The sequence below is a fragment of the Sphingomonas sp. HMP6 genome, assembly GCF_013374095.1.
Lineage (GTDB): Bacteria > Pseudomonadota > Alphaproteobacteria > Sphingomonadales > Sphingomonadaceae > Sphingomonas.
In genome coordinates this window covers 2,879,651-2,900,236 of the sequence record NZ_AP022672.1, presented here as the reverse complement: position 1 = coordinate 2,900,236, position 20,586 = coordinate 2,879,651, and the positions used below count along the sequence as shown (strand labels likewise).

The following is a 20,586-nucleotide window of genomic DNA, read 5'->3' as shown; positions in this document are numbered from 1 at the left end:
GGCACGGTATAGTGCGCCCATGCCACATCGGCCCTGCCCAAGAAGAGTTCAAGCTTTTGACCCTCCCCCCGCCCCGCCGTTATATGCCCCGGCCCGAACCGATCGACCCACCCGGCGTCCCCGCACGCCGCGCCGCACTGCGCCTGCTCGATGCGGTATTGCGCCAGGGCCTGCCGCTGGAGGCCGCGATCGGGCGCGCGACGGCGGGGATCGAGCGTAGCGACGACCGCGCGCTGGCCCATGCCATTGCCGCCGAAGTGCTGCGGCGCTTGCCCGATCTCGACGCGCTGATCGATTCGGCGACCAAGACGCGGCTGCCCGATGACGCCAAGGCGCGCTTTGCGCTGCGCATCGCGCTCGTTCAGGCGCTGTCGCTTGGCACCCCGGCCCATGCCGCGATTTCGACGGTGCTGCCGCTGGTCGATGGTGGCCCGCGCAAGCTGGTCCACGGCGTGTTCGGCACGATCTCGCGCGGGGGCGATCAGCTACCCGAACAACCGACCCTGCCCGATCCGGTGGCGATCCGCTGGCACGCCGCGTGGGGCGACGATGGGATCGAGGCCGCCGAACGCGCGATGGCGGCACCCCCGCCGCTCGACCTGACGCTCGCTGATCCCGCCACCACGGCGGCGATGGCCGAGGCGCTCGGTGGTGTCTCGTTGCTCCCCGGCCATGTCCGGCTCGATTCGGCGCACGTGCCCGAATTGCCTGGCTTCGAAGAGGGAAGCTGGTGGGTGCAGGACATTGCCGCGTCGCTCCCGGCGCGCTTGCTCGGGCCGGGCCCCGGCACCGTGCTCGACCTGTGCGCCGCACCGGGCGGCAAGACGATGCAGCTCGCCAGCGCCGGTTGGAGCGTGACCGCAGTCGATTCGTCGGAAAATCGGCTGGCGCGCCTGCATGAGAATCTGGAGCGGACGCAGCTTTCAGCCGAGGTGATCGTCGCCGATCTGTTGCTCTGGTCGCCGCCCGCCCCGGCCGATGCGGTGCTGCTCGATGCGCCGTGCAGTGCGACCGGCATCTTCCGCCGCCACCCCGACGTGCTCCACCGCGTCCGCCCGTCGCAGATCACCGAACTCGCCGCGCTGCAGGCGAAATTGCTCGCGCGCGCCGCCGATTGGGTGAAGCCCGGCGGCACGCTGGTGTTCGCGACGTGCTCGCTCGAACCGGCCGAAGGGGAAGAGCAGCTCACCAGATTCCTCGCCGCTCGCCCTGATTACAGCCTCGTTCCGATCATGCAGGACGAACTGCCCGCCGGCATGACGCCAAACCCCGGCGGATGGCTGCGCACGCTGCCCGGCATGATCAATCCTGGCGGCAATGACGGCTTCTTCATCGCGCGGCTGCGGCGGACTGGCTAACGCACCGCTTGCCCGGTCGCGGTGTCGTGCTAGAGGCTATGCGCTTATGTCGCAGCTTCCCGTCCGCATCGCCCCTTCGATCCTCTCGGCCGATTTCGCCAAATTGGGCGAGGAGATTCGCGCCATCGACGCCGCCGGGGCCGACTGGATCCATGTCGATGTGATGGACGGGCATTTCGTGCCCAATATCTCGATCGGCCCGGCGGTGGTAAAGGCGATCCGCCCGCACACGACCAAGCCGCTCGACGTGCATTTGATGATCGCGCCAGTCGATCTGTATCTCGATGCCTTTGCCGAAGCCGGCGCGGATACGATCAGCGTGCATGTCGAGGCAGGGCCGCACACGCACCGCAGCCTTCAGCATATCCGCAGTCTGGGCAAGCGCGCCGGCGTGGTGCTGACGCCGCAGACGCCGGCCAAGGCGCTCGATTATCTGCTCGAAGAGGTCGATCTGGTGCTGATCATGAGCGTCAATCCCGGTTTTGGCGGGCAGGCGTTCATCGAAAGCTCGCTGCGCAAGATCGAAGCGGTGCGCAAGATGATCGACAAGGGCGGCTATGCGATCGATCTGGAGGTCGATGGCGGCATCGACCGCGTTACCGCCCCGCGCGCGATTGTGGCGGGGGCCGACGCGCTGGTTGCGGGCACGGCCACCTTCCGCGGTGGGCCGGACGCCTATGCCGCCAACATCGCGGGCCTGCGCGGTTAAATGAACGATGTGCCGCCCCCCGGAGCGTTTACGCCCGACCAGGCGGGCGGCAGCGACAGCATCGATGAAGGCAAACGCCTGATCCGTTCGGGCGGCGATAAGGGGTTGTCGCTTGCCGAGCGTTTATCGGAACGCTTTCATCGCCTGACATGGCGCACGCCGATCCACGACATTCGGCTGAAGGGGCGCCATCCGTTGAAGCTCATCGCCGTGCCTGACGATCCGTTCCTGGGCGACGTGCGGCGCGGGAATGCGTTGCTGGCGGGCACGCTTAGCTTTCGCGGGGAAAGTCGCGTGGTCGAAACGCTCGATTTGACCAAGCCCGATTTTTCCAAGGCGTTCGGGGAATATCTCCACGGCTTTTCATGGTTGCGCGACCTATCCACGGTGGCGACGCGCGCGCAAGCGACGCCGGTGGCCGAAGCGCTGATGCGGTGCTGGCTCGACGCGCATGCCGACAAGGTGAGCGAACCGGCCTGGCGCGCCGATCTGTGGGGCCGGCGCATCCTGTTCTGGACGGCACACGCGCCGCTGATCCTGTCCTCGACCGACCTCGTCTATCGCAGCCGCGTGCTCAACACGCTCGCCCGGGGTGCGCGCCATATCGATCGCGGTGCCGACAAAGTTGCCCCCGGTGCGCCGCGCGTCGCGGCCCTGTGCGGCGTGGTGGCGGCGGGCTTGCTGATTCCCGGCGGCGATGCGCGGCGCGGCGCGGTCGAAGCGGCGCTGGCCAAGGCGATCGGGGTCTCGATCTTCGAGGATGGCGGCAATGTCGCGCGCGCGCCGGCGGCGCAAGTCGATCTGCTGATGCTGCTGACGCAATTGCGAGAGGTTTATGCCGCACGGCGGCTGGAGCCGCCGGCGAGCATCGGCAGCGCGATCCAGACGCTGGTCCCGGCACTGCTCGGCGTGTGTCTTGGCGACCGGGATTTGGGAAGCTGGCAGGGCGGCGCGCCGATCGGCGTGGAACGGCTCGAGCAGATCATCCAGGCCAGCGGCGTGCGCACCCGCCCGCTGCGCCAGGCGCGCGACTGGGGGTATCAGCGGCTCGCCGCCGGATCGGCCGTAGCGATCCTGGATGCCGCGCCGCCGCCGGTGGTACGCCTGGTCGAGGGCGGTTGCGCTTCGACGCTCGCGTTCGAATTTTCCGATGGCCCCAACCGCATCGTCGTTAATTGCGGCGGCGCGCGCGTGGGCGTCGTGCAATTGCCGCCTGCGCTGGCCGAGGGCCTGCGGACCACGGCGGCGCATTCCACGCTGACCGTCGGCGACAGCAATTCGACCGCGATTCACGCCGATGGGACGCTGGGACGCGGGGTCGGCGAAGTCGAACTCGCGCGGCAGGAAAGCGACGGATCGAGCCGGATCGACGCCAGCCACGACGGCTATGCGCGCCGCTTCGGCTTCCTGCACCGCCGCCAATTGGTACTTTCGAGCGACGGTCGCGAGTTGCGCGGCGAGGATATGCTGCTCCCTGCGACGAAGCGGCGCAAGCTCGTCGCGACCGGGTTCGCGATCCGCTTCCACCTCGGGCTCGGCGTGCAGGTATCGCCCACCGCCGATGGCCAGGCGGCATTGCTGCGGCTACCCGGCGGTGGCCTGTGGCAATATCGCTGCCGCGGCGGCGCGCTGGCGATCGAGGAAAGCGTGTGGATCGATGCCGACGGCCGCCCGCACGCGACGATGCAACTCGTCGTAACCGGTGAATCCCCCGCTGGCGGCGCCAATGTAAGCTGGGTCCTGAAGCGCGCCGGTTGAAACTTGCTGCTGGACGAGGCAGGGACGCGCGCATCACTACCATCGTTCGGGCTGAGCCTGTCGAAGCCCTGGTCTCCGCAAGCGCCGCGGCGCAGCGAGCGAGCAGCCCTTCGAAGACATCAGTTCGAGCGGCATTTTGGGACCATTGCGTATGACCGACCTGCCCATCCGCCGCGCGCTTCTGTCGGTGTCCGACAAGACCGGCATCGTCGACCTCGCCCGTAGCCTGGCGCAGCAGGGCGTCGAACTGGTTTCGACCGGCGGCACCGCCAAGGCGTTGCGCGATGCCGGGCTCGCCGTGCGCGATATCAGCGATCTCACCGGTTTCCCCGAAATGATGGACGGACGCGTCAAGACGCTGCACCCAGTCGTCCATGGCGGCCTGCTCGCGGTGCGCGACGATCCCGCGCATGTCGCATCGATGGAAGAACACGGAATCGGCGCGATCGATCTGGTCGTGGTCAACCTCTACCCGTTCGAGGCGACCGTCGCCAAGGGTGCGGAGCGCGACGAGATAATCGAGAATATCGATATCGGCGGCCCGTCGATGGTGCGGTCGGCGGCCAAGAACCACGCCTTCGTTGCGATCGTCACCGATCCGGCGGATTATGCGGTGGTCGCGCTAGGGACCACCACGCTCGCCGACCGCCGCCGCTTCGCCGCCAAAGCTTATGCCGCGACCGCCGCTTATGATGCGGCGATTTCCGGCTGGTTCAACCATGTCGATCAGGGCGAGCGCTTCCCCGCGCGCGTCACGCTGCCGATGATCAAGCAGGCCGAACTCCGTTATGGCGAGAATCCGCACCAGATTGCAGCACTCTATGCGCAGGCCAGCGGCGGCGTGAACGGCGTCGCGCAAGCGCATCAGGTGCAAGGCAAGGAGCTGAGCTACAACAATTATAACGACGCCGATGCCGCGCTCGAACTGGTCAGCGAATTTCGCGATGGCCCACCGACGGTGGTGATCGTCAAGCACGCCAATCCGTGCGGTGTCGCGACCGGTGATACCCTGATCGAAGCCTATCAAGCCGCCTTTGCGTGTGACACCGTCTCGGCCTTCGGCGGGATCATCGCGGTCAACCGGCCGCTCGACGGGCCGACCGCCGAGGCGATCTCGGGAATCTTCACCGAAGTCGTCGCGGCGCCCGACGCCGATGACGCCGCGCGCGCGGTGTTCGCGCGCAAGAAGAATTTGCGCTTGCTGCTGACCGGCGATCTGCCCGATCCGGCGCGGCGCGGGCGGATGATCAAGTCGATCGCGGGCGGCTTCCTGATCCAGTCGCGCGATTCGGCCGGGACGCCCGATCTCACCGTCGTGACCAAGCGCCAGCCGACCGAGGCCGAACTGGCCGATTGCCGCTTCGCCTGGACGGTCGCCAAGCACGTCAAATCGAACGCGATCGTCTATGCCAAGGGCGGCAGCACCGCGGGGATCGGCGCGGGGCAGATGAACCGGCTCGAATCCGCCCACATCGCCGCATGGAAGGCCAAGGACGCTGCCGAAAAGGCCGGTTGGGCGACCCCGCGCACGATCGGATCGGCGGTCGCCTCTGACGCCTTTTTCCCCTTTGCCGACGGCTTGCTCGCGGCGGTCGAGGCGGGTGCCACCGCAGTGATCCAGCCTGGCGGATCGATCCGCGACGATGAGGTGATCGCCGCTGCAGATGCGGCTGGGCTGGCGATGGTGTTTACTGGCGTCCGGCACTTCCGGCACTGATCCGGCAGGTCAGTTGAAGGCGCACAATCCGGTGCAGCTGGTCCGCATATAGATCGTCCGCAAGCGCCGGAGCATAGCGGCACCGGTGGCGGGGGCGGCTTTGATCGCTGCATCGATCTTTGCGCGCATGTTGGCCCGCTGCTCCAATGTCATCGCATCCGCGCCAACCTCTGCCATTTCCAGGGTCGATTCGCGCAATAAGGCAATGTTGCCTGGTCGCAGATTGAGGTCGGTTTGCGCATCGACGGTTCCTGCCAGCAGCTGCGCCATGCCGTTTCGCATCTGCGCAGCACCTTTGACGCGCGCAGTGTCGCGGCGTTGCGCCGGGGTTAGTGTCGCGGTCAATGCGGTGGCCGCGACGAGCATCCGCTTGCTGCACAGGTCGATCGCGGCGACTCCCAGCATGCTCTCGTCCTGCACGACCAGTTCCCGTTGGCGCTGGACTACAGGGTCGAGCGGACTGCCGTCGGGACGTTTCGTCGTGTAGCCAAGATAGCTGGTGACGACGCCGATCACGCTCTGACAACTCGCCAGCATCAAGGGTAGATCGTTCGGCAAAGCGCGAATCGCCGCTCGGTCCAAACCGTTGCGGACCAACTCGTCGGGGTCGTTCAGGCGCGGTGGCATCTTGCCGCCGCGGGCCGCGGCGTCGATCTTGGCGGACAGCGCTTGTGCCGCCCCGCGCAGTGCCGCCGGATCGCCGGTTTGCGCGTGCGCAGCCCCCGAAATCAATCCCGCCGCTAGGTATGTCGCGATCAATCCCAACCGTCCAAGCATATCGCCTCCCTGCTCAAGCCAGCAACCAATTCACGCCGTGGCCGCCGTGCCCCCGGGCATTTTGCGGAACAGCGCGCGATCTTCGGGTTTGAAGGCCCATCGATACAACACGAAAAGATAGATACCGGCAATCGCGGGTTCGCCGATCGCCAGTTCGATCCATTCATATTGCGGCGGCAGCGCGGTGAAGGCCGCGCCGACGGTGCCCGCCGCCAGGATCGCCCACAGCATCGGCAAGCGCCACCCGGCGACGCGCGCCTTCAGCAGCCGTGCCAGATAATTGGATTTGATGACCGAGGTCAGCGTGACCGACACGAACAAGGCCGCCGCGGGCCCCGCCGCCTGATACGCCACCGGCCAGCCGAGCGCCTGCATCGCGTAGATCAAGCCATAGCTGAGCGCGATCTGGAACAGCAGCATTCCGATTGAGATCGCCATGTTCTCGACGCGCGCAATATAGACAAGCGCCGATTCGCACACCGCGCCAGTCGAGGCCGCGGCTTCCGCAAACAGCAGGAAGGCCAGCGCCGCAGTCCCCGCCACAAACTGCGGGCCGACCGTGCCCATCACCGCCTCGCCGGGGATCGACCCCATCAACGCAAGCCCGGTTTGCGCCGCTAAGATCCAGAACCCGACTTGGCGCACCTGACTGGCCACGCCGGAGGTATCGCCACGCGCCAGGCTGGAGGTGATCACTGGGCCAAGGATCGGATCGAAACTGGTCTTCAACTTGCCGGGGATCGACGCGACTTGCTGCGCCATCCAGTAAATCCCGACGATACGCGGCTCAAACATCAGGAACAGAATCGATCGGTCGACATTGCGCGTGCCCCATTCGAGCGCGTCGGCACCCGCGAGCGGCGCGTTGCGGCGGATCAGCGCGAACGTCCGCCCGATATGCAGCCGCCAGCCCGTCGGCGCGCCATAGCTGCGCACGAACGGCACGAACGATGCGAGCAGTGCCGCGACCATCGACAGCATATAGGCGATGACCAGCCCGTCATGCCGCGCGATCGGGTATAGCACGCCGGCCGCGATCGAGATCGTCCACGGCTCGATGATCGCCCGCGCGGTCACCGTGGCTTGCACGTTGCGGCGATAGGCAAGGGCGGCCAGCATCAGGTCGGACCAGGCCCCCGCGACGATGATGCACGGCAGCAACCGTTCGAGCAGCGTCGGGGTGCTGCCATGATACATCAGATCGGGCAGCAGCAGCAGGATGCCGCTCGCGGCGGCGGATGCGATCGCGGCGACGATCAGGCAATCCCACACGATCTGGACATGCGGCCGGTCCGTCTCGGCGATGGCGAGTGCTAGGCCGCGTTTGAGGCCGAACGTCGCCAGCAACGACGCCACCTCGACGAACAGCACCGCACGCGCGAAGGTTCCGAGCGTATCGGGCCCGTACAACCGACCGGCGATGAACAGAAACGGCAGCCGCGCGACGAGCCGCATCATGAACCCGATGATATTGGTCCGTCCGCCCTTGGCGAGCGCGTCGATTTCGTCGGTCGAACGTCCGTCGGCGGCACTTGGCGCCGCGCCGGCCCCGGACCCGGACCCGGACCCGGCATTGCTCAATGCGCCGCGCCCCACGACAACCCGGTGCCGATTTCGATCCCCAGCGGCACATCGAGCGTGATCGCTGGCTCCGCCGCCGTCGCCATGACGCGTTCGATCACCGGCTTTGCCGCCGCCACGTCACCCTCTGGCAGTTCAAACACCAATTCGTCATGCACTTGCAGCAGCATCCGGACATGCCCCAGACCGGCTTCGGCCAGCGCCGGGCCCATCCGCACCATCGCGCGCTTGATGATGTCAGCGCTAGTTCCCTGGATCGGCGCATTGATCGCGGCGCGTTCGGCCCCTTGCCGTTCGTGTTGCAGCTTGGAATTGATCCGCGGGAAATGGCATTTGCGGCCGAACAGCGTGGTGGTGAAGCCGTTCTCGCGCACCTCCTCGGTGGTGCGCGCGATGTAATTGCGGATACCGGGGAAGCGTTCGAAATAGCGGTCGATCATTGCCTGCGCTTCATCCGCCGTCACATCGAGCCGCCCGGCCAGGCCCCAGCGGCTGATGCCATAAAGAATCGCGAAGTTAATCGTCTTGGCGCGCCCGCGCGTGTCGCGGTTAACCTCGCCGAACAGTTCCTGCGCGGTCAGGCTATGAATGTCCGCCCCGTCGGCAAACGCCTGCTTGAGCGCAGGGACATCCGCCATATGGGCCGCGAGCCGGAGTTCGATCTGGCTGTAATCGGCCGCGAGCAGGACATTGCCCGGCTCCGCCACGAACGCATCGCGGATTTGGCGGCCGATCTCGGTGCGGATCGGGATGTTCTGCAAATTCGGGTCGGTCGACGACAGCCGCCCGGTCTGCGCGCCCGTCAGGCTGTAAGAGGTATGCACCCGCCCCGTCGCCGGGTTGATCTGCGCTTGCAACGCATCGGTATAGGTCGATTTCAGCTTCGACAATTGCCGCCAATCGAGCACCTTGGCGGCGATATCCTTGCCCGGCGAATCCTTGTCGGCGGCAATCCGTTCGAGCTCGGTCACATCGGTCGAATAGACCCCCGACTTGCCCTTGCGCCCGCCCTTGATCCCCATCCGCTCGAACAGCACATCGCCCAATTGCTTGGGACTGCCGATTGTGAATGGGCCACCGGCGAGCGCGTGGATTTCGACCTCGAGCGCGCCCATCTGCTGCGCGAATTCGGCCGACAGCTTGGCGAGTTGCACCGCATCGACCTTGATCCCGTGCATCTCCATTTGCGCGATGACGGCGGCGAGCGGGCGATCGACCATTTCATAGATCCGCGTCGCCTGTTCGGCGGCGAGGCGTGGCTTGAGGCGCCGCCACAGCCGCAGCGTCACGTCGGCATCTTCGGCGGCATAGCGCGTCGCGGCGTCGAGATCGATTTCGTTGAAGGTCCGCTGCGATTTGCCGGTGCCAACCACGTCCTTGAACGCGATGCAGCTATGCGAGAGATGCGTCGCCGCCAGCTCGTCCATGCCGTGGCCGTGCAGCCCTGCGTCGAGATCGAAGCTCATCAGGATCGTGTCGTCGATCGGCGCGATCTGCACGCCGCCGCTTTCGGCATAAGCGCGTGCGAGCACGATCATGTCGTATTTGAGATTGTGCCCGATCTTGAGGACGCTCGCATCCTCCAACAGCGGCTTGAGCTTCGCCAACGCCACCGCCCGGTCGAGCTGCGGCGGGGTTTCCGCAAACAAGCCCGATCCGCCGTGTCCCAGCGGCACGTAGCAAGCAAGATTGGGGTGCAACGCCATGCTCACCCCGACCAGCTCGGCGCGCGTCGCGTCGATCCCGGTCGTTTCGGTATCGATCGCGATCCAGCCTTGGTGCCGCGCGATAGTGATCCAGCGGTCGAGCGCATTTTCATCGATGACCGTCTCATAGCCATCGTGGTCGCATGGCGGATCCTCGACCACAGGGGTGATCTTGGTCGGTGCGTGCGGCGTCACGGGGGCATCGGCGACCGCCGACAATTTGGCGAGCAGCGACTTGAAACCGTGATGTTCGAGGAACGCGCGGAGCGGCGCATCGGGAATGCCCTTGAGTTCGAGATCCTCGAGCGGCTCAGGCAGCGTCACGTCGCATTTGAGCGTGACCAGCACCTTCGACAGCCGCGCATTGGCGGCTTGCTCGATCAGATTGTCGCGCAGCTTGCCCGGCTTCATTGTCGGGGCGGCGGCGAGCACGCTTTCGAGGTCGCCATGCTCCAGGATCAGCTTCGCCGCGGTCTTCGGGCCGACGCCGGTGACGCCCGGCACGTTATCGACGCTGTCGCCCATCAGCGCGAGCACATCGCCCAATTGCGCGGGCGTGATGCCGTGGAATTTCTCCGCGACATGCTCCGCGCCAAGCCGCCGGTTGTTCATCGTATCGTACATGTCGAGCCCGGGCTCGATCAGCTGCATCAGATCCTTGTCGGACGACACGATCGTGACCGCCCAACCCTGCGCCAGCGCGGCCTTGGCGTAGCAAGCGATGATGTCGTCCGCCTCCAGCCCCTCGGTCTCGATGCACGGCAGTGAGAAGGCACGCGTGGCATCGCGGATCATCGGGAATTGTGGGATCAGATCCTCGGGCGCGGGCGGGCGGTGCGCCTTATATTGATCGTACAGATCGTTGCGGAACGTCTTCGACGATTTGTCGAGGATCACCGCCATATGCGTCGGCCCGTCGGCCTTGTGCAGCTCATCGGCAAGCTTCCACAGCATCGTCGTATAGCCATAGACGGCACCCACCGGCTCGCCATGCACGTTAGTCAGCGGCGGGAGGCGGTGATAGGCGCGGAAGATATAACCCGAGCCATCGACAAGATAGAGATGCGGCATTGACGGGGGATAGCAGCGGGATGCGCTTTGCCCAAGCCCGAGTTGCGGGGGACGAGCGCCGGTGCGATGTGACATGCGGCCCCATCCGTTCGGGCTGAGCTTGTCGAAGCCCTCGGCCCGACAAACGACGCAGGACGTGGGGCACGCTGCCCTTCGACAAGCTCAGGGCGAACGGGGAAGGGAGGATACTCGTGTGCTACCCGTGGTTCGCCACCACGCTCGCCACCACCGCCTGCATCAGCGCCTGGCGTTCGGGAATCGATTTGGGCGTGTCGCCGATCATCACCGCGATCGCATAGGAGCGCCCATCGGGCGCGATCAGCAGGCCGACATCGTTATAGCCCGCAGTGCGCCGACCGAGATCCTGCCCGGTCCCGGTCTTGTGGCCGAAGCTCCACCCCGGCGGGACCGCGCCACGCATCCGTTGCTTACCGGTATGGGACGATTCCATCGTGCCGATCAGATACTCGCTCGACGCCTTCGTCAACAAATCACCGCGTTTCAACCGGGCGAGCGCGTTGGCAATCGCGATCGGCGCCGCGCCGTCGGGCGGATCGGAGATGTAGCGCTCGAACGCGGCGATCCGATCGAGCGTCGGCAGCTTCGCCCGCGCCTGCGCAAAGGCATTGCCGCGCGCGAAATCGGGCTTCCAGGTGAGACCCGCGGTCTGCGCCTGCAATAGCCGTTCCCCTGGGCCGAAGCGGATATTGTCCAGCCCCTTGCGCTGCAGGAACGCGCGCACGGCGCTTGGGCCCCCAACGAAGCGCAACAGCCGATCGTTGGCGGTATTGTCGCTCATCGTCAGCGCGCGCTGCAGCAATCCGCCGACCGTCGTCTGATACCCGTCCTCACCCTTCACCAGTGCAGCGATCGGCTGGTGGAACAGCGTCAGGTCCTCGCGCCGTACCGTCACCGGATCATCCAGCTGCAAGCGTCCCGAATCGCGCAGATCGAGCACGGTCATGGCGACCCACAATTTGCTCACACTCTGCTGTGGCAAGCGGAGATCGCCATTGCTGTCGACGGTCCAGCCCTGATCGATGCTGCGCACGGCAACGCCGACGCGGCCGTCGAACCCGCGCACCAGCGACGCGACGCTGGCGGCGAGTGCGGCCGGGGCCGTAACCGAGCGGGGTGCAGGCGGCGTCGGCGCGCGCACGGGGATGGGCGCGGAGGGCGGCGGTGCGACCCGCGCGACCTGCGGCCCGGCATCGCGAACGCAAGCGGCGAGCACGACGCTGAGCGAGACCACCGCGATCGTGCGGAACATTCGAGATCGAAGGATGTGTGTCACCGCTACTTGTCCCGCCTCCCGCGAACCCCAAGGATTCTCATGATAGGAGCAGAAGGGGGTTGAGAAGACCTTCACGCGCACCGCTGCGACGAGGCGACGGACAGACAGGCCAAGTCGATCCTTTTGGGAAGTCTCGGCTATGCCGTTGAACTAACGCGCGCTTTTACGGGACCAGAACGGTATCGCGCGCCTCGGGCAGCAGGTCGGGATAATCGAGCGTATAATGCAGCCCGCGCGATTCATGCCGCGCCAGCGCCGAGCGGACGATCAACTCGGCGGTCTGGAGCAGATTGCGCAGCTCGATCAGATCGGGGGTCACGCGGAAATGGCCGTAATAGTCGTTCACTTCCTCGGTCAGCAGGCGGATGCGGTGCTGCGCGCGCTCCAGTCGTTTGGTGGTGCGCACGATGCCCACATAATTCCACATGAAACGGCGGATTTCGGTCCAATTCTGCTTGATCACGACCTCTTCGTCCGAATCCTCGACGCGGCTTTCGTCCCACGGGCGGATCGCCGGCGGGACCGCGAGATCATCCCAATGCTCGGTGATGTGCGCGGCACACGCCTCGCCGAAGACGAAGCATTCGAGCAGCGAATTGGACGCGAGGCGATTGGCACCGTGCAAGCCGCTTTCGCTGCATTCGCCCGCCGCATACAAGCCGGGCAGATCGGTCCGCCCGTCGAGATCGATCACGATCCCACCGCACGTATAATGCTGCGCGGGCACGACCGGGATCGGCTCCTTGGTCATGTCGATCCCCAGCCCCATCAGCTTCTCGTAGATGTTGGGGAAATGTTCGCGAATAAACGCCTCGCCTTTGTGGCTGATGTCGAGATGGACATAGTCGAGCCCGAGGCGCTTGATCTCATGATCGATCGCGCGCGCCACCACGTCGCGCGGTGCCAGTTCCAGCCGGTCATCGAAATCGGGCATGAAGCGATAGCCGGTTTCGGGGATGAGCAAATGGCCGCCCTCGCCGCGCACCGCCTCGGTAATCAGGAAATTCTTGACGTCGAGATTGTAGAGGCAGGTCGGGTGGAACTGCATCATTTCCATGTTCGAAACGCGCGCGCCCGCACGCCACGCCATTGCGATACCGTCGCCGGTCGCACCGCGCGGTGCGGTTGAGAAAAGATAGGTGCGCCCCGCCCCGCCGGTGGCGAGGATCGTCGCGCGTGCCGTGTAGAGCTCGACCCGGCCGGTCGCGCGGTTGACGGCATAGACGCCCCAGACGTGCCCGGCGCCCGAATAGCGCTCCTCATGCTTTCCCGTCGCGAGGTCGATCGCGACCATGTCGGGCACCAGCGTGATGTTCGGATGGTCGGTCGCGGCGCGTTGCAGTGCCTCCTGCACTGCCCAGCCGGTCGCATCGGCGACATGGACGATGCGGCGGTGGCTATGCCCGCCTTCGCGCGTCAGATGCAAAGCCCGATTACCGACGGGACCCTCGGTCGCGAAGGGCACGCCCAATTCCTCCAGCCGAGCGATCGCTGCGGGGGCCTGGCTGACGACGAACTCCACCGTTGCGCGGTCATTGAGGCCCGCGCCGGCGATCATCGTGTCCTCGATATGGCTTTCGAAGGTGTCGCCTTCCTCCAGCACCGCGGCGATCCCGCCTTGCGCCCAGGCGGTCGAGCCTTCGTTCATCGCTCCCTTGGCGAGCACGGTGACCTTAAAACGATCGGCGAGATTGAGCGCGGCGGTAAGGCCGGCTGCACCGGAGCCGATGATGAGGACGTCGGAGATATGCGCGTCGGCCAAACTCTAATCCGTTCGTATCGAGCGAAGTTGGGACACCTCGCGCTTAAACCAGTTTCTCGACTACGCTCGAAGCGAACGGGAAAACAAGCTCACCCCACGTTCGACGCCCGCGTCAAATTGAGGAACACATCCTCCAGATCGGCCTCGCGGGTCGATACGTCCACGATGCCGTAGCCATCCGCCTGCACCGCCGCGAGCACTTCGCCCGCATTCACCTTGTCTTTTGCATAAGTGATGGCGAGCGTCCGGGTGCCCTTGAGCTCGATCTTCTGGAAACACACCGCGCTCGGCGGCACCGCGACGTCGCGATCGACCGTCACCTCGACCAATTTCTCGGTCGCCATGCCGACCAGCTCGCGCGTCGGCTTGTTGGCGATCACCTTGCCATGGTTGATGATCGCGATCCGGTCGCACAATTGCTCGGCTTCCTCGAGGTAATGCGTCGTCAGCACCACCGTGACGCCGGCCGCATTGAGCGAACGCACATAGGCCCAAAGCTGCTGGCGAAGCTCGATGTCCACGCCTGCGGTCGGCTCGTCGAGCACCAGCACCGGCGGCGTGTGGACCATCGCCTTGGCCACCATCAACCGCCGTTTCATGCCGCCCGAAAGCGTGCGGGCGTAGGCATTGGCCTTGTCCTCGAGATGCACCGCGCGCAGCAATTCCATCGTGCGGCGCTTCGCCTTGGGCACGCCGTACAGCCCGGCCTGGATTTCCAGCGTCTCGGCCGGGGAAAAGAACGGGTCGAACAGGATTTCCTGATTGACGATGCCGATCGACACCTTGGCATTGCGCGGATGCTGATCGATGTCGAAACCCCAGATCGACGCCGTCCCGCTGGTCTTGTTGACCAGCCCCGCCAGGATATTGATCAGCGTCGACTTGCCCGCACCGTTGGGCCCGAGCAGCCCGAAGATTTGTCCGCGCGGCACATCGAACGACACATCGTCCAGCGCCCGCTTGCCGCCCTTATAAGTCTTGCACAGATTGGCGATGGAGATGGCGGCTTCGGTCATGCAATTGCCCTACGCGCACGGTGCGCCAACCTCAATCCTCCCCGGCACGGGGAGGTGGCAGCCGAAGGCTGACGGAGGGGGCGTGCCGCAAGCAATCCGCCCGCGGCACGCCCCCTCCACCGTTCGCTGAATGCTCACGGTCCCCCTCCCCGTTCCGGGGAGGATTGTTCGGGGTCACGTGCGCTGCTATCGCACGCGGCATGATCGCCCCGCCCGAAATCCTCCGCGTCACCCATGCCCGCAACATTTGCGACGGCGCGACCGACATTCCCGGCGGCGCCAGCCTCGGCCATCCGCGCGTGTTCCTGGAAATCGACGAAAGCGGCTATGTCGATTGCGGCTATTGCGACCGGCGCTTCGTGCTGGTCGGCGGGCCGGCCGACGGAGTCGATCAAGCAACGCTGCACGATCATGGCGACGGCGCGGGGCGGTGAGGCCGCGCTGGCTGCTGCTGACGCCGCTTGCACTGATCGCCGCCGCTGCGGCCCCTGAAAGGACCCCGATGCACCACGCGACCGGCACGTTCGAGGTCAAGATGACGCCAGAGGCGCAAGGCGACGCGCCCGCCGACGGCTTGCCGACCAGCCGCATGGCGATCGCCAAGACCTTCATCGGCGGCATGACCGGGACCGCCACCGGCACGATGCTCGCGGCGGGCACGCCCCAGCCCGGACACCCGGCGGGCTATGTCGCGATCGACCAGTTCAGCGGCAGCGTCGATGGCAAGGCAGGCAGCTTTCTGCTGCTCCACCGCGGCACGATCGACAAGGCGGGCGGCGCCGAGCTGTCGGTGATCATCGCGCCCGACAGCGGCACCGGCGCGCTGGAAGGGATTGCGGGCACCTTCGAGATCAAGATCGAGGGCGGTAAGCACGAGTACGATCTGGCCTATACGCTGCCTGCCGCATAACCCATCCGTCACCCCGGCCCTGTGCCGGGGCCCACCGTGCAGCCAGCGCGATCGCGTGAAAATCGAACGTTGAACGCGCGGCGGGGTGGACCCCGGCACAGGGCCGGGGTGACGGTAAAGGGTGTTGGTAGCGGCGTAGCTGAAACCTCAACGCCATTTACGAAGGCGCACCCCGTCCCTATCTTCGCTTGATGACCAGCCCCACAGACCCCCGCGCCTTCCTGTATCACGATGGTCAACTCGACCCGCACGAGGCGCAGGTGCTCACCGCCGCTGCGCTCGGCAAGGCCGATGATGGCGAGCTGTACCTGCAATATCGCAAGTCCGAAGCGTTCGGCTTCGACGATGGGCGGCTGAAGACCGCAAGCTACGATACGCATTCGGGCTTTGGCCTGCGTGCCGTCTCCGGCGAGATGACGGCGTTTGCCCACGCCAATGAACTGAGCGCCGCCGCGATCCGCCGCGCGAGCGAAACGATGGCGCTGATCGACCCCTCCGCCGCGCCGAAAGCCGGCCCGCCGCGCGCCACCAACCGCCACCTCTATACCGACGCCGATCCGCTCGATCTGGTGCCCTTCGCCGACAAGGTGAACCTGTGCCAGACGATCGACGCCGCCGCGCGCGCGCGCGATCCGCGGGTGGCGCAAGTCTCGGTCTCGCTGATGGGCAATTGGAACGTCATCGAGATCGTCCGCGCCGACGGATTCGTAGCGACCGATGTGCGCCCGCTGGTGCGGCTCAACGTCAGCATCGTGGTCGAACAGAATGGCCGCCGCGAAACCGGCAGCTTCGGGATCGGCGGGCGCTATCTCTACAACGATTTGATGGAACCGGAGACGTGGAACCGCGCGATCGATGAGGCGCTGGCGCAAGCGGTCGTCAATCTCGACGCGGTCGATGCGCCGGCGGGCGAGATGACCGTGCTGCTCGGGCCGGGCTGGCCGGGGATTTTGCTGCACGAGGCGATCGGCCACGGGCTCGAGGGTGATTTCAACCGCAAGGGCACCAGCGCCTTTTCGGGCCGGATCGGCGAGCGCGTCGCCGCCCCCGGCGTCACCGTGGTCGATGACGGATCGATCGCCGACCGGCGCGGCTCGCTGTCGATCGACGACGAAGGCACGCCGACGCAGGAAAACGTGCTGATCGAGGACGGCATCCTCAAAGGCTATATCCAGGACCGCCTCAACGCGCGTCTGATGGGGGTCGCCCCGACCGGCAACGGGCGCCGCGAAAGCTTCGCGCACGCACCGATGCCCCGCATGACCAACACCTTCATGCGCGGCGGGAAGGATGATCCGTCCGAGCTGCTCAGTCGCATGAAGAACGGCATCTTCGCCAAGTCCTTCGGCGGCGGCCAAGTCGATATCGTGTCGGGCAAGTTCGTGTTCAGCTGCACCGAGGCGTACCGCGTCGAAAACGGCAAGATCGGCGCGCCGATCAAGGGCGCAACGCTGATCGGCGACGGGCCGAGCTGCCTCACCCGCGTCGAAGGCATTGGCAACGATTTCGCTTTGGATGAAGGCGTCGGCATGTGCGGCAAGGGCGGGCAGAGCGTGCCGGCGGGCGTGGGGCAGCCGACCTTGCTGGTGGCGGGGCTGACGGCGGGCGGGACGGCGATGTGAGCTATGGCGAAGCGGCCGCGCACCCGTAATCTCCAGCCGCCTCCGGCGCGAGACTATGAGAGGCTGATGCAGGAGATTTGCGTCGACTTAGGGTTCTGCGGCGGCTGGGTGGACGGGCGCGCCTCGCATGTCGACAATTACATCCCAACGTCCGGTCCGGTAACCGCTGCGCAGTTTGCCAAGTGGGTTGTCGAGGCCGAGGGAATGGACAGCAACCACTCAACGCATCAACACGCGATAGAGTCTGCCTTTATTCGGCACATGGGATCACCAATGGTTGATGCGACAACATTGAAATGGGCCTTATAGGTGAATCCGGCAGCCGCCTGGCCCGCCTTCAACTGCCCGGATTGGCGCGAGACCGTGATCGGTCTGCAACCGCACGAGCGCCCGCGCGCGCCGCGTTTGGTTTGATCGCCCGCAGTGATACGCTATCGTGCCGCTGGAGCGGCGGAGGGCGACATGGAATTCTTCAAGGCATTGAACGACGACCACCGCGCTTTCATTGCAAAGCAGCCGGTTTTCTTCGTCGCCACCGCAGCCGAGGGAACGCGGGTGAACCTCAGCCCCAAGGGACTCGATTGCTTCCGCGTGATGGGGCCCAATCGCGTCGCCTATCTCGATCTCGGCGGATCGGGCAACGAGACGCAGGCGCATTTGACGGCGGACGGGCGCATCACGATCATGTTCTGCGCGTTCGATAATCCCGCGCTGATCCTGCGGCTTTACGGCACGGGCAGCTATGTCGTGGCCGGTGAGCCTGGATATGACGCGTTCGCAGCGCACTTCCCCCGGCTCGCAGGCGCGCGGCAGGTTTTCGATATCGCGGTCGAAAGCGTGCAGACGAACTGCGGCTGGGGGGTACCGCGCATGACGGTGGAGCGCCCGCGCGACACTTTGGTCAAATTCCACGCCCAGCAGGATCCGGCCGCTCGCCTCGCCCAGATCGCGACGCGCGACCGCAGCATCGACGGACTGCCCGTGCAGGTCCAGCAGGTTCTGCCCGAGTTCGATCCACTGCCGCCGCGATGAGCCTCGTCGAGATCGGACGCTTTGCGCGCAACGAAGCGCATATGGTGATCGGCCTGCTGCAATCGGCCGACATTCTCGCCGTAGCGCTCGACGGCAATGCCAGCATCGCGGACGGCAGCCAGTTCTTCATTCCGGTCCGCGTGATGGTCGACGAGGACGATGCTGGCGCGGCGCGCGACATCCTCGCCGGGGTGCCCGATTCTTAGGCAGCCGTTCGCAACTGCACAAAAATTTACACTTTTGTAACGGAATCGGTCTCGAACCGCCGCGGAATCGCGCGCTTTCGACTCTGGCACGCAGATTGCGAGGAGGACCTTAGGACCAAACAGGGGGGTCGCTCAGTGAAGCTCGTCATAGCCATCATCAAACCGTTCAAGCTCGACGAAGTGCGTGAGGCACTGACCGAAATCGGCGTCGCGGGCATGACCGTGACCGAGGTCAAGGGTTTCGGTCGGCAAAAGGGCCAGACCGAAATCTATCGCGGTGCCGAATACAGCACCAACATGGTTCCCAAGATCAAGATCGAGGTCGTCTGCGGCACCGATCTGGTCGGCAAGGTGGTCGAGTCGATTCAGGCTTCGGCCAATACCGGCGCGATCGGCGACGGGAAGATCTTCGTGCTCGATGTCGGGCAGGCTGTCCGCATCCGCACCGGCGAAACCGACGAGACTGCGCTGTGAGCGCCGCGAACCAAACCACGACCGCGAGCGCGGTCGTCCTCAAGGGGGTATCGATGAAGCAATCGACCAAATTCGGGCTGGCCGCGGGCTTTGCCGGGGCGACGCTGTTCGCAGCCCTTCCGGCCTGGGCACAGGCCCCAGCAGCAGCCGCGCCGTTCGTGCCAACCGCCGAAATGGTCAACAAGGGCGACGTGTCCTGGATGTTGATCTCCTCGGCGCTAGTGCTGATGATGTCGGTGCCCGGCCTCGCGCTGTTCTACGGCGGTCTGGTGCGCACCAAGAACATGCTGTCGGTGCTGATGCAGGTGCTGACGATCGTTTGCGTCGCGGCGCTGGTGTGGTTCGCTTGGGGCTATTCAATGGCCTTCACCTCCACCGGCACTCCGTTCCCGAAACTGGTCGGCGGGCTCGACAAGATGTTCCTTGCGGGCGTCAGCCCCTCGACCTTCGCGGCGACCTTTTCGAACAGCGTCTATCTGCCGGAATATGTCTTCATCATCTTCCAGATGACGTTCGCCTGCATCACACCAGCGCTGATCGTCGGTGCGTTCGCCGAGCGCATCAAATTCACGCCGCTGATCATCTTCGTGGTCGCCTGGCTGACGCTCGCTTACTTCCCGATCGCGCACATGGTGTGGTATTGGGCCGGCCCAGACTTCCTGGCGGCGGCACCGAACGATAGCGGGTTGCTGTGGGGCTGGGGCGCGCTCGATTTCGCCGGCGGCACCGTGGTGCACATCAATGCAGGCATTGCCGGTTTGGTCGGCTGCCTCGTGATCGGGCCGCGGCTCGGCTACAAGACCGAGCCGATGCCGCCGCACAGCCTGGTGATGACGATGATCGGCGCCAGCCTGCTGTGGGTCGGCTGGTTCGGCTTCAACGCCGGCTCGGGCCTGGAAGCCAACGCTTTCGGCGCACTCGCCTTCATCAACACCCTCACTGCGACCGCCGCGGCCGGTGTGACCTGGGCGATCATCGAGCAGATCGTGCATAAGAAGCCATCGCTGCTCGGCGCTGTCTCCGGCGTGGTCGCCGGTCTGGTTGCGATCACCCCGGCGGCCGGCTTCGCCCACCCCGGCACCGCGATCCTGCTCGGCGCGGTCGCATCGATCGGCTGCTTCTTCTTCGTCACCAAGGTGAAGAATGCGCTGAAATATGATGACAGCCTCGACGTGTTCGGGATCCATTGCGTCGGCGGGATCATCGGCGCGATCGGCACCGCGGTCGTCGCCAACCCGGATTTCGGCGGACAGGGCTGGATCGACTATACCGCACCCGTGGCCAAGGCCGGCGTGTACGATATGGGCGCGCAGATCCTCACCCAGATGTGGGCGGTCGGCATCACGCTGGCCTGGTCGGGCCTTGTTTCGGCGGTGCTGTTCCTCGCGCTGAAATACACGATCGGCCTGCGCCCCTCGCAAGAAGTCGAGCACGAAGGGCTCGACATCACCGAACACGGCGAGCGCGCCTACAATTATTGACGAGATTGGGGGGCGCCGTTCGGGGGAGCGGCGTCACCCAAACCAGGTTCCTCCTGCGGACACCCTTAGGCCGGTGCGGCGACGCACCGGCCCTTTTTTATGTCTGCGTGGG

17 protein-coding genes are annotated in these 20,586 nt (G+C 65.6%); 11 read left to right on the top strand and 6 right to left on the bottom strand.

The genetic code is table 11. The features are described 5' to 3' along the window. The first annotated feature begins 83 nt into the window (after window positions 1-83). The 4 genes from HMP06_RS14120 (at window position 84) to purH (ending at window position 5,542) form a co-directional block, all read left to right on the top strand. Window positions 84-1,358 (top strand): RsmB/NOP family class I SAM-dependent RNA methyltransferase, encoded by a 1,275-nt coding sequence (locus tag HMP06_RS14120; RefSeq protein ID WP_176497649.1) that lies wholly within the window; start codon window positions 84-86, stop codon window positions 1,356-1,358. A 46-nt stretch (window positions 1,359-1,404) separates the two neighbouring features. Further along, on the top strand, window positions 1,405-2,067 hold the full coding sequence (gene rpe / locus HMP06_RS14115; protein WP_176497648.1) for a ribulose-phosphate 3-epimerase: 663 nt from the start codon (window positions 1,405-1,407) through the stop codon (window positions 2,065-2,067). Further along, window positions 2,068-3,825 carry a heparinase II/III family protein gene (locus HMP06_RS14110; protein WP_176497647.1) on the top strand — a complete coding sequence of 586 codons (1,758 nt, stop codon included), beginning with the start codon at window positions 2,068-2,070 and terminating at the stop codon, window positions 3,823-3,825. Between the two features lie 151 nt (window positions 3,826-3,976). Then, window positions 3,977-5,542 carry a bifunctional phosphoribosylaminoimidazolecarboxamide formyltransferase/IMP cyclohydrolase gene (gene purH / locus HMP06_RS14105; RefSeq protein WP_176497646.1) on the top strand — a complete coding sequence of 522 codons (1,566 nt, stop codon included), beginning with the start codon at window positions 3,977-3,979 and terminating at the stop codon, window positions 5,540-5,542. A gap of 9 nt (window positions 5,543-5,551) precedes the next feature. Here purH and HMP06_RS14100 read toward each other — a convergent pair whose 3' ends face one another. The 6 genes from HMP06_RS14100 to HMP06_RS14075 form a co-directional block, all read right to left on the bottom strand. Continuing rightward, a complete protein-coding gene (locus HMP06_RS14100; RefSeq protein WP_176497645.1) occupies window positions 5,552-6,319 on the bottom strand; it encodes a hypothetical protein in 768 nt (255 codons plus the stop codon). A gap of 30 nt (window positions 6,320-6,349) precedes the next feature. Further along, entirely contained in the window at window positions 6,350-7,777 is a 1,428-nt protein-coding gene (locus HMP06_RS14095) for a lipopolysaccharide biosynthesis protein (RefSeq protein WP_176498561.1), read from the bottom strand. A gap of 119 nt (window positions 7,778-7,896) precedes the next feature. Then, window positions 7,897-10,677, bottom strand: coding sequence for a DNA polymerase I (gene polA / locus HMP06_RS14090; protein WP_176497644.1), 2,781 nt, complete (start codon window positions 10,675-10,677; stop codon window positions 7,897-7,899). Window positions 10,678-10,873: 196 nt separating this feature from the next. Continuing rightward, window positions 10,874-11,947, bottom strand: coding sequence for a serine hydrolase (locus tag HMP06_RS14085; RefSeq protein ID WP_176497643.1), 1,074 nt, complete (start codon window positions 11,945-11,947; stop codon window positions 10,874-10,876). A 187-nt stretch (window positions 11,948-12,134) separates the two neighbouring features. After that, window positions 12,135-13,733: an L-aspartate oxidase gene (nadB, locus tag HMP06_RS14080; protein ID WP_176497642.1), complete on the bottom strand. Its 1,599-nt coding sequence runs from the start codon at window positions 13,731-13,733 to the stop codon at window positions 12,135-12,137. 89 nt (window positions 13,734-13,822) lie between these two features. Then, window positions 13,823-14,749, bottom strand: a complete 927-nt coding sequence (locus tag HMP06_RS14075; protein ID WP_176497641.1) for an ABC transporter ATP-binding protein — start codon at window positions 14,747-14,749, stop codon at window positions 13,823-13,825. Between the two features lie 200 nt (window positions 14,750-14,949). Here HMP06_RS14075 and HMP06_RS14070 point away from each other — a divergent pair, with 200 nt between their 5' ends. From HMP06_RS14070 to HMP06_RS14040, 7 genes are all read left to right on the top strand, one after another. Continuing rightward, window positions 14,950-15,183 (top strand): zinc-finger domain-containing protein, encoded by a 234-nt coding sequence (locus HMP06_RS14070; protein ID WP_176497640.1) that lies wholly within the window; start codon window positions 14,950-14,952, stop codon window positions 15,181-15,183. Next, a complete protein-coding gene (locus HMP06_RS14065; protein WP_197940691.1) occupies window positions 15,180-15,659 on the top strand; it encodes a DUF3224 domain-containing protein in 480 nt (159 codons plus the stop codon). Before HMP06_RS14070 ends, HMP06_RS14065 begins: the two co-directional genes overlap by 4 nt. A gap of 191 nt (window positions 15,660-15,850) precedes the next feature. Next, window positions 15,851-17,281, top strand: a complete 1,431-nt coding sequence (gene tldD, locus HMP06_RS14060) for a metalloprotease TldD (protein WP_176497639.1) — start codon at window positions 15,851-15,853, stop codon at window positions 17,279-17,281. 462 nt (window positions 17,282-17,743) lie between these two features. Then, window positions 17,744-18,313 (top strand): pyridoxamine 5'-phosphate oxidase family protein, encoded by a 570-nt coding sequence (locus HMP06_RS14055; RefSeq protein WP_176498559.1) that lies wholly within the window; start codon window positions 17,744-17,746, stop codon window positions 18,311-18,313. Next, entirely contained in the window at window positions 18,310-18,519 is a 210-nt protein-coding gene (locus HMP06_RS14050; protein WP_176497638.1) for a putative signal transducing protein, read from the top strand. Before HMP06_RS14055 ends, HMP06_RS14050 begins: the two co-directional genes overlap by 4 nt. 135 nt (window positions 18,520-18,654) lie before the next feature. Further along, entirely contained in the window at window positions 18,655-18,993 is a 339-nt protein-coding gene (locus tag HMP06_RS14045; protein ID WP_176497637.1) for a P-II family nitrogen regulator, read from the top strand. Window positions 18,994-19,046: 53 nt separating this feature from the next. Then, complete coding sequence (locus tag HMP06_RS14040; RefSeq protein WP_176497636.1) at window positions 19,047-20,474, top strand: ammonium transporter; 1,428 nt, start codon at window positions 19,047-19,049, stop codon at window positions 20,472-20,474. Window positions 20,475-20,586: the final 112 nt, after the last annotated feature.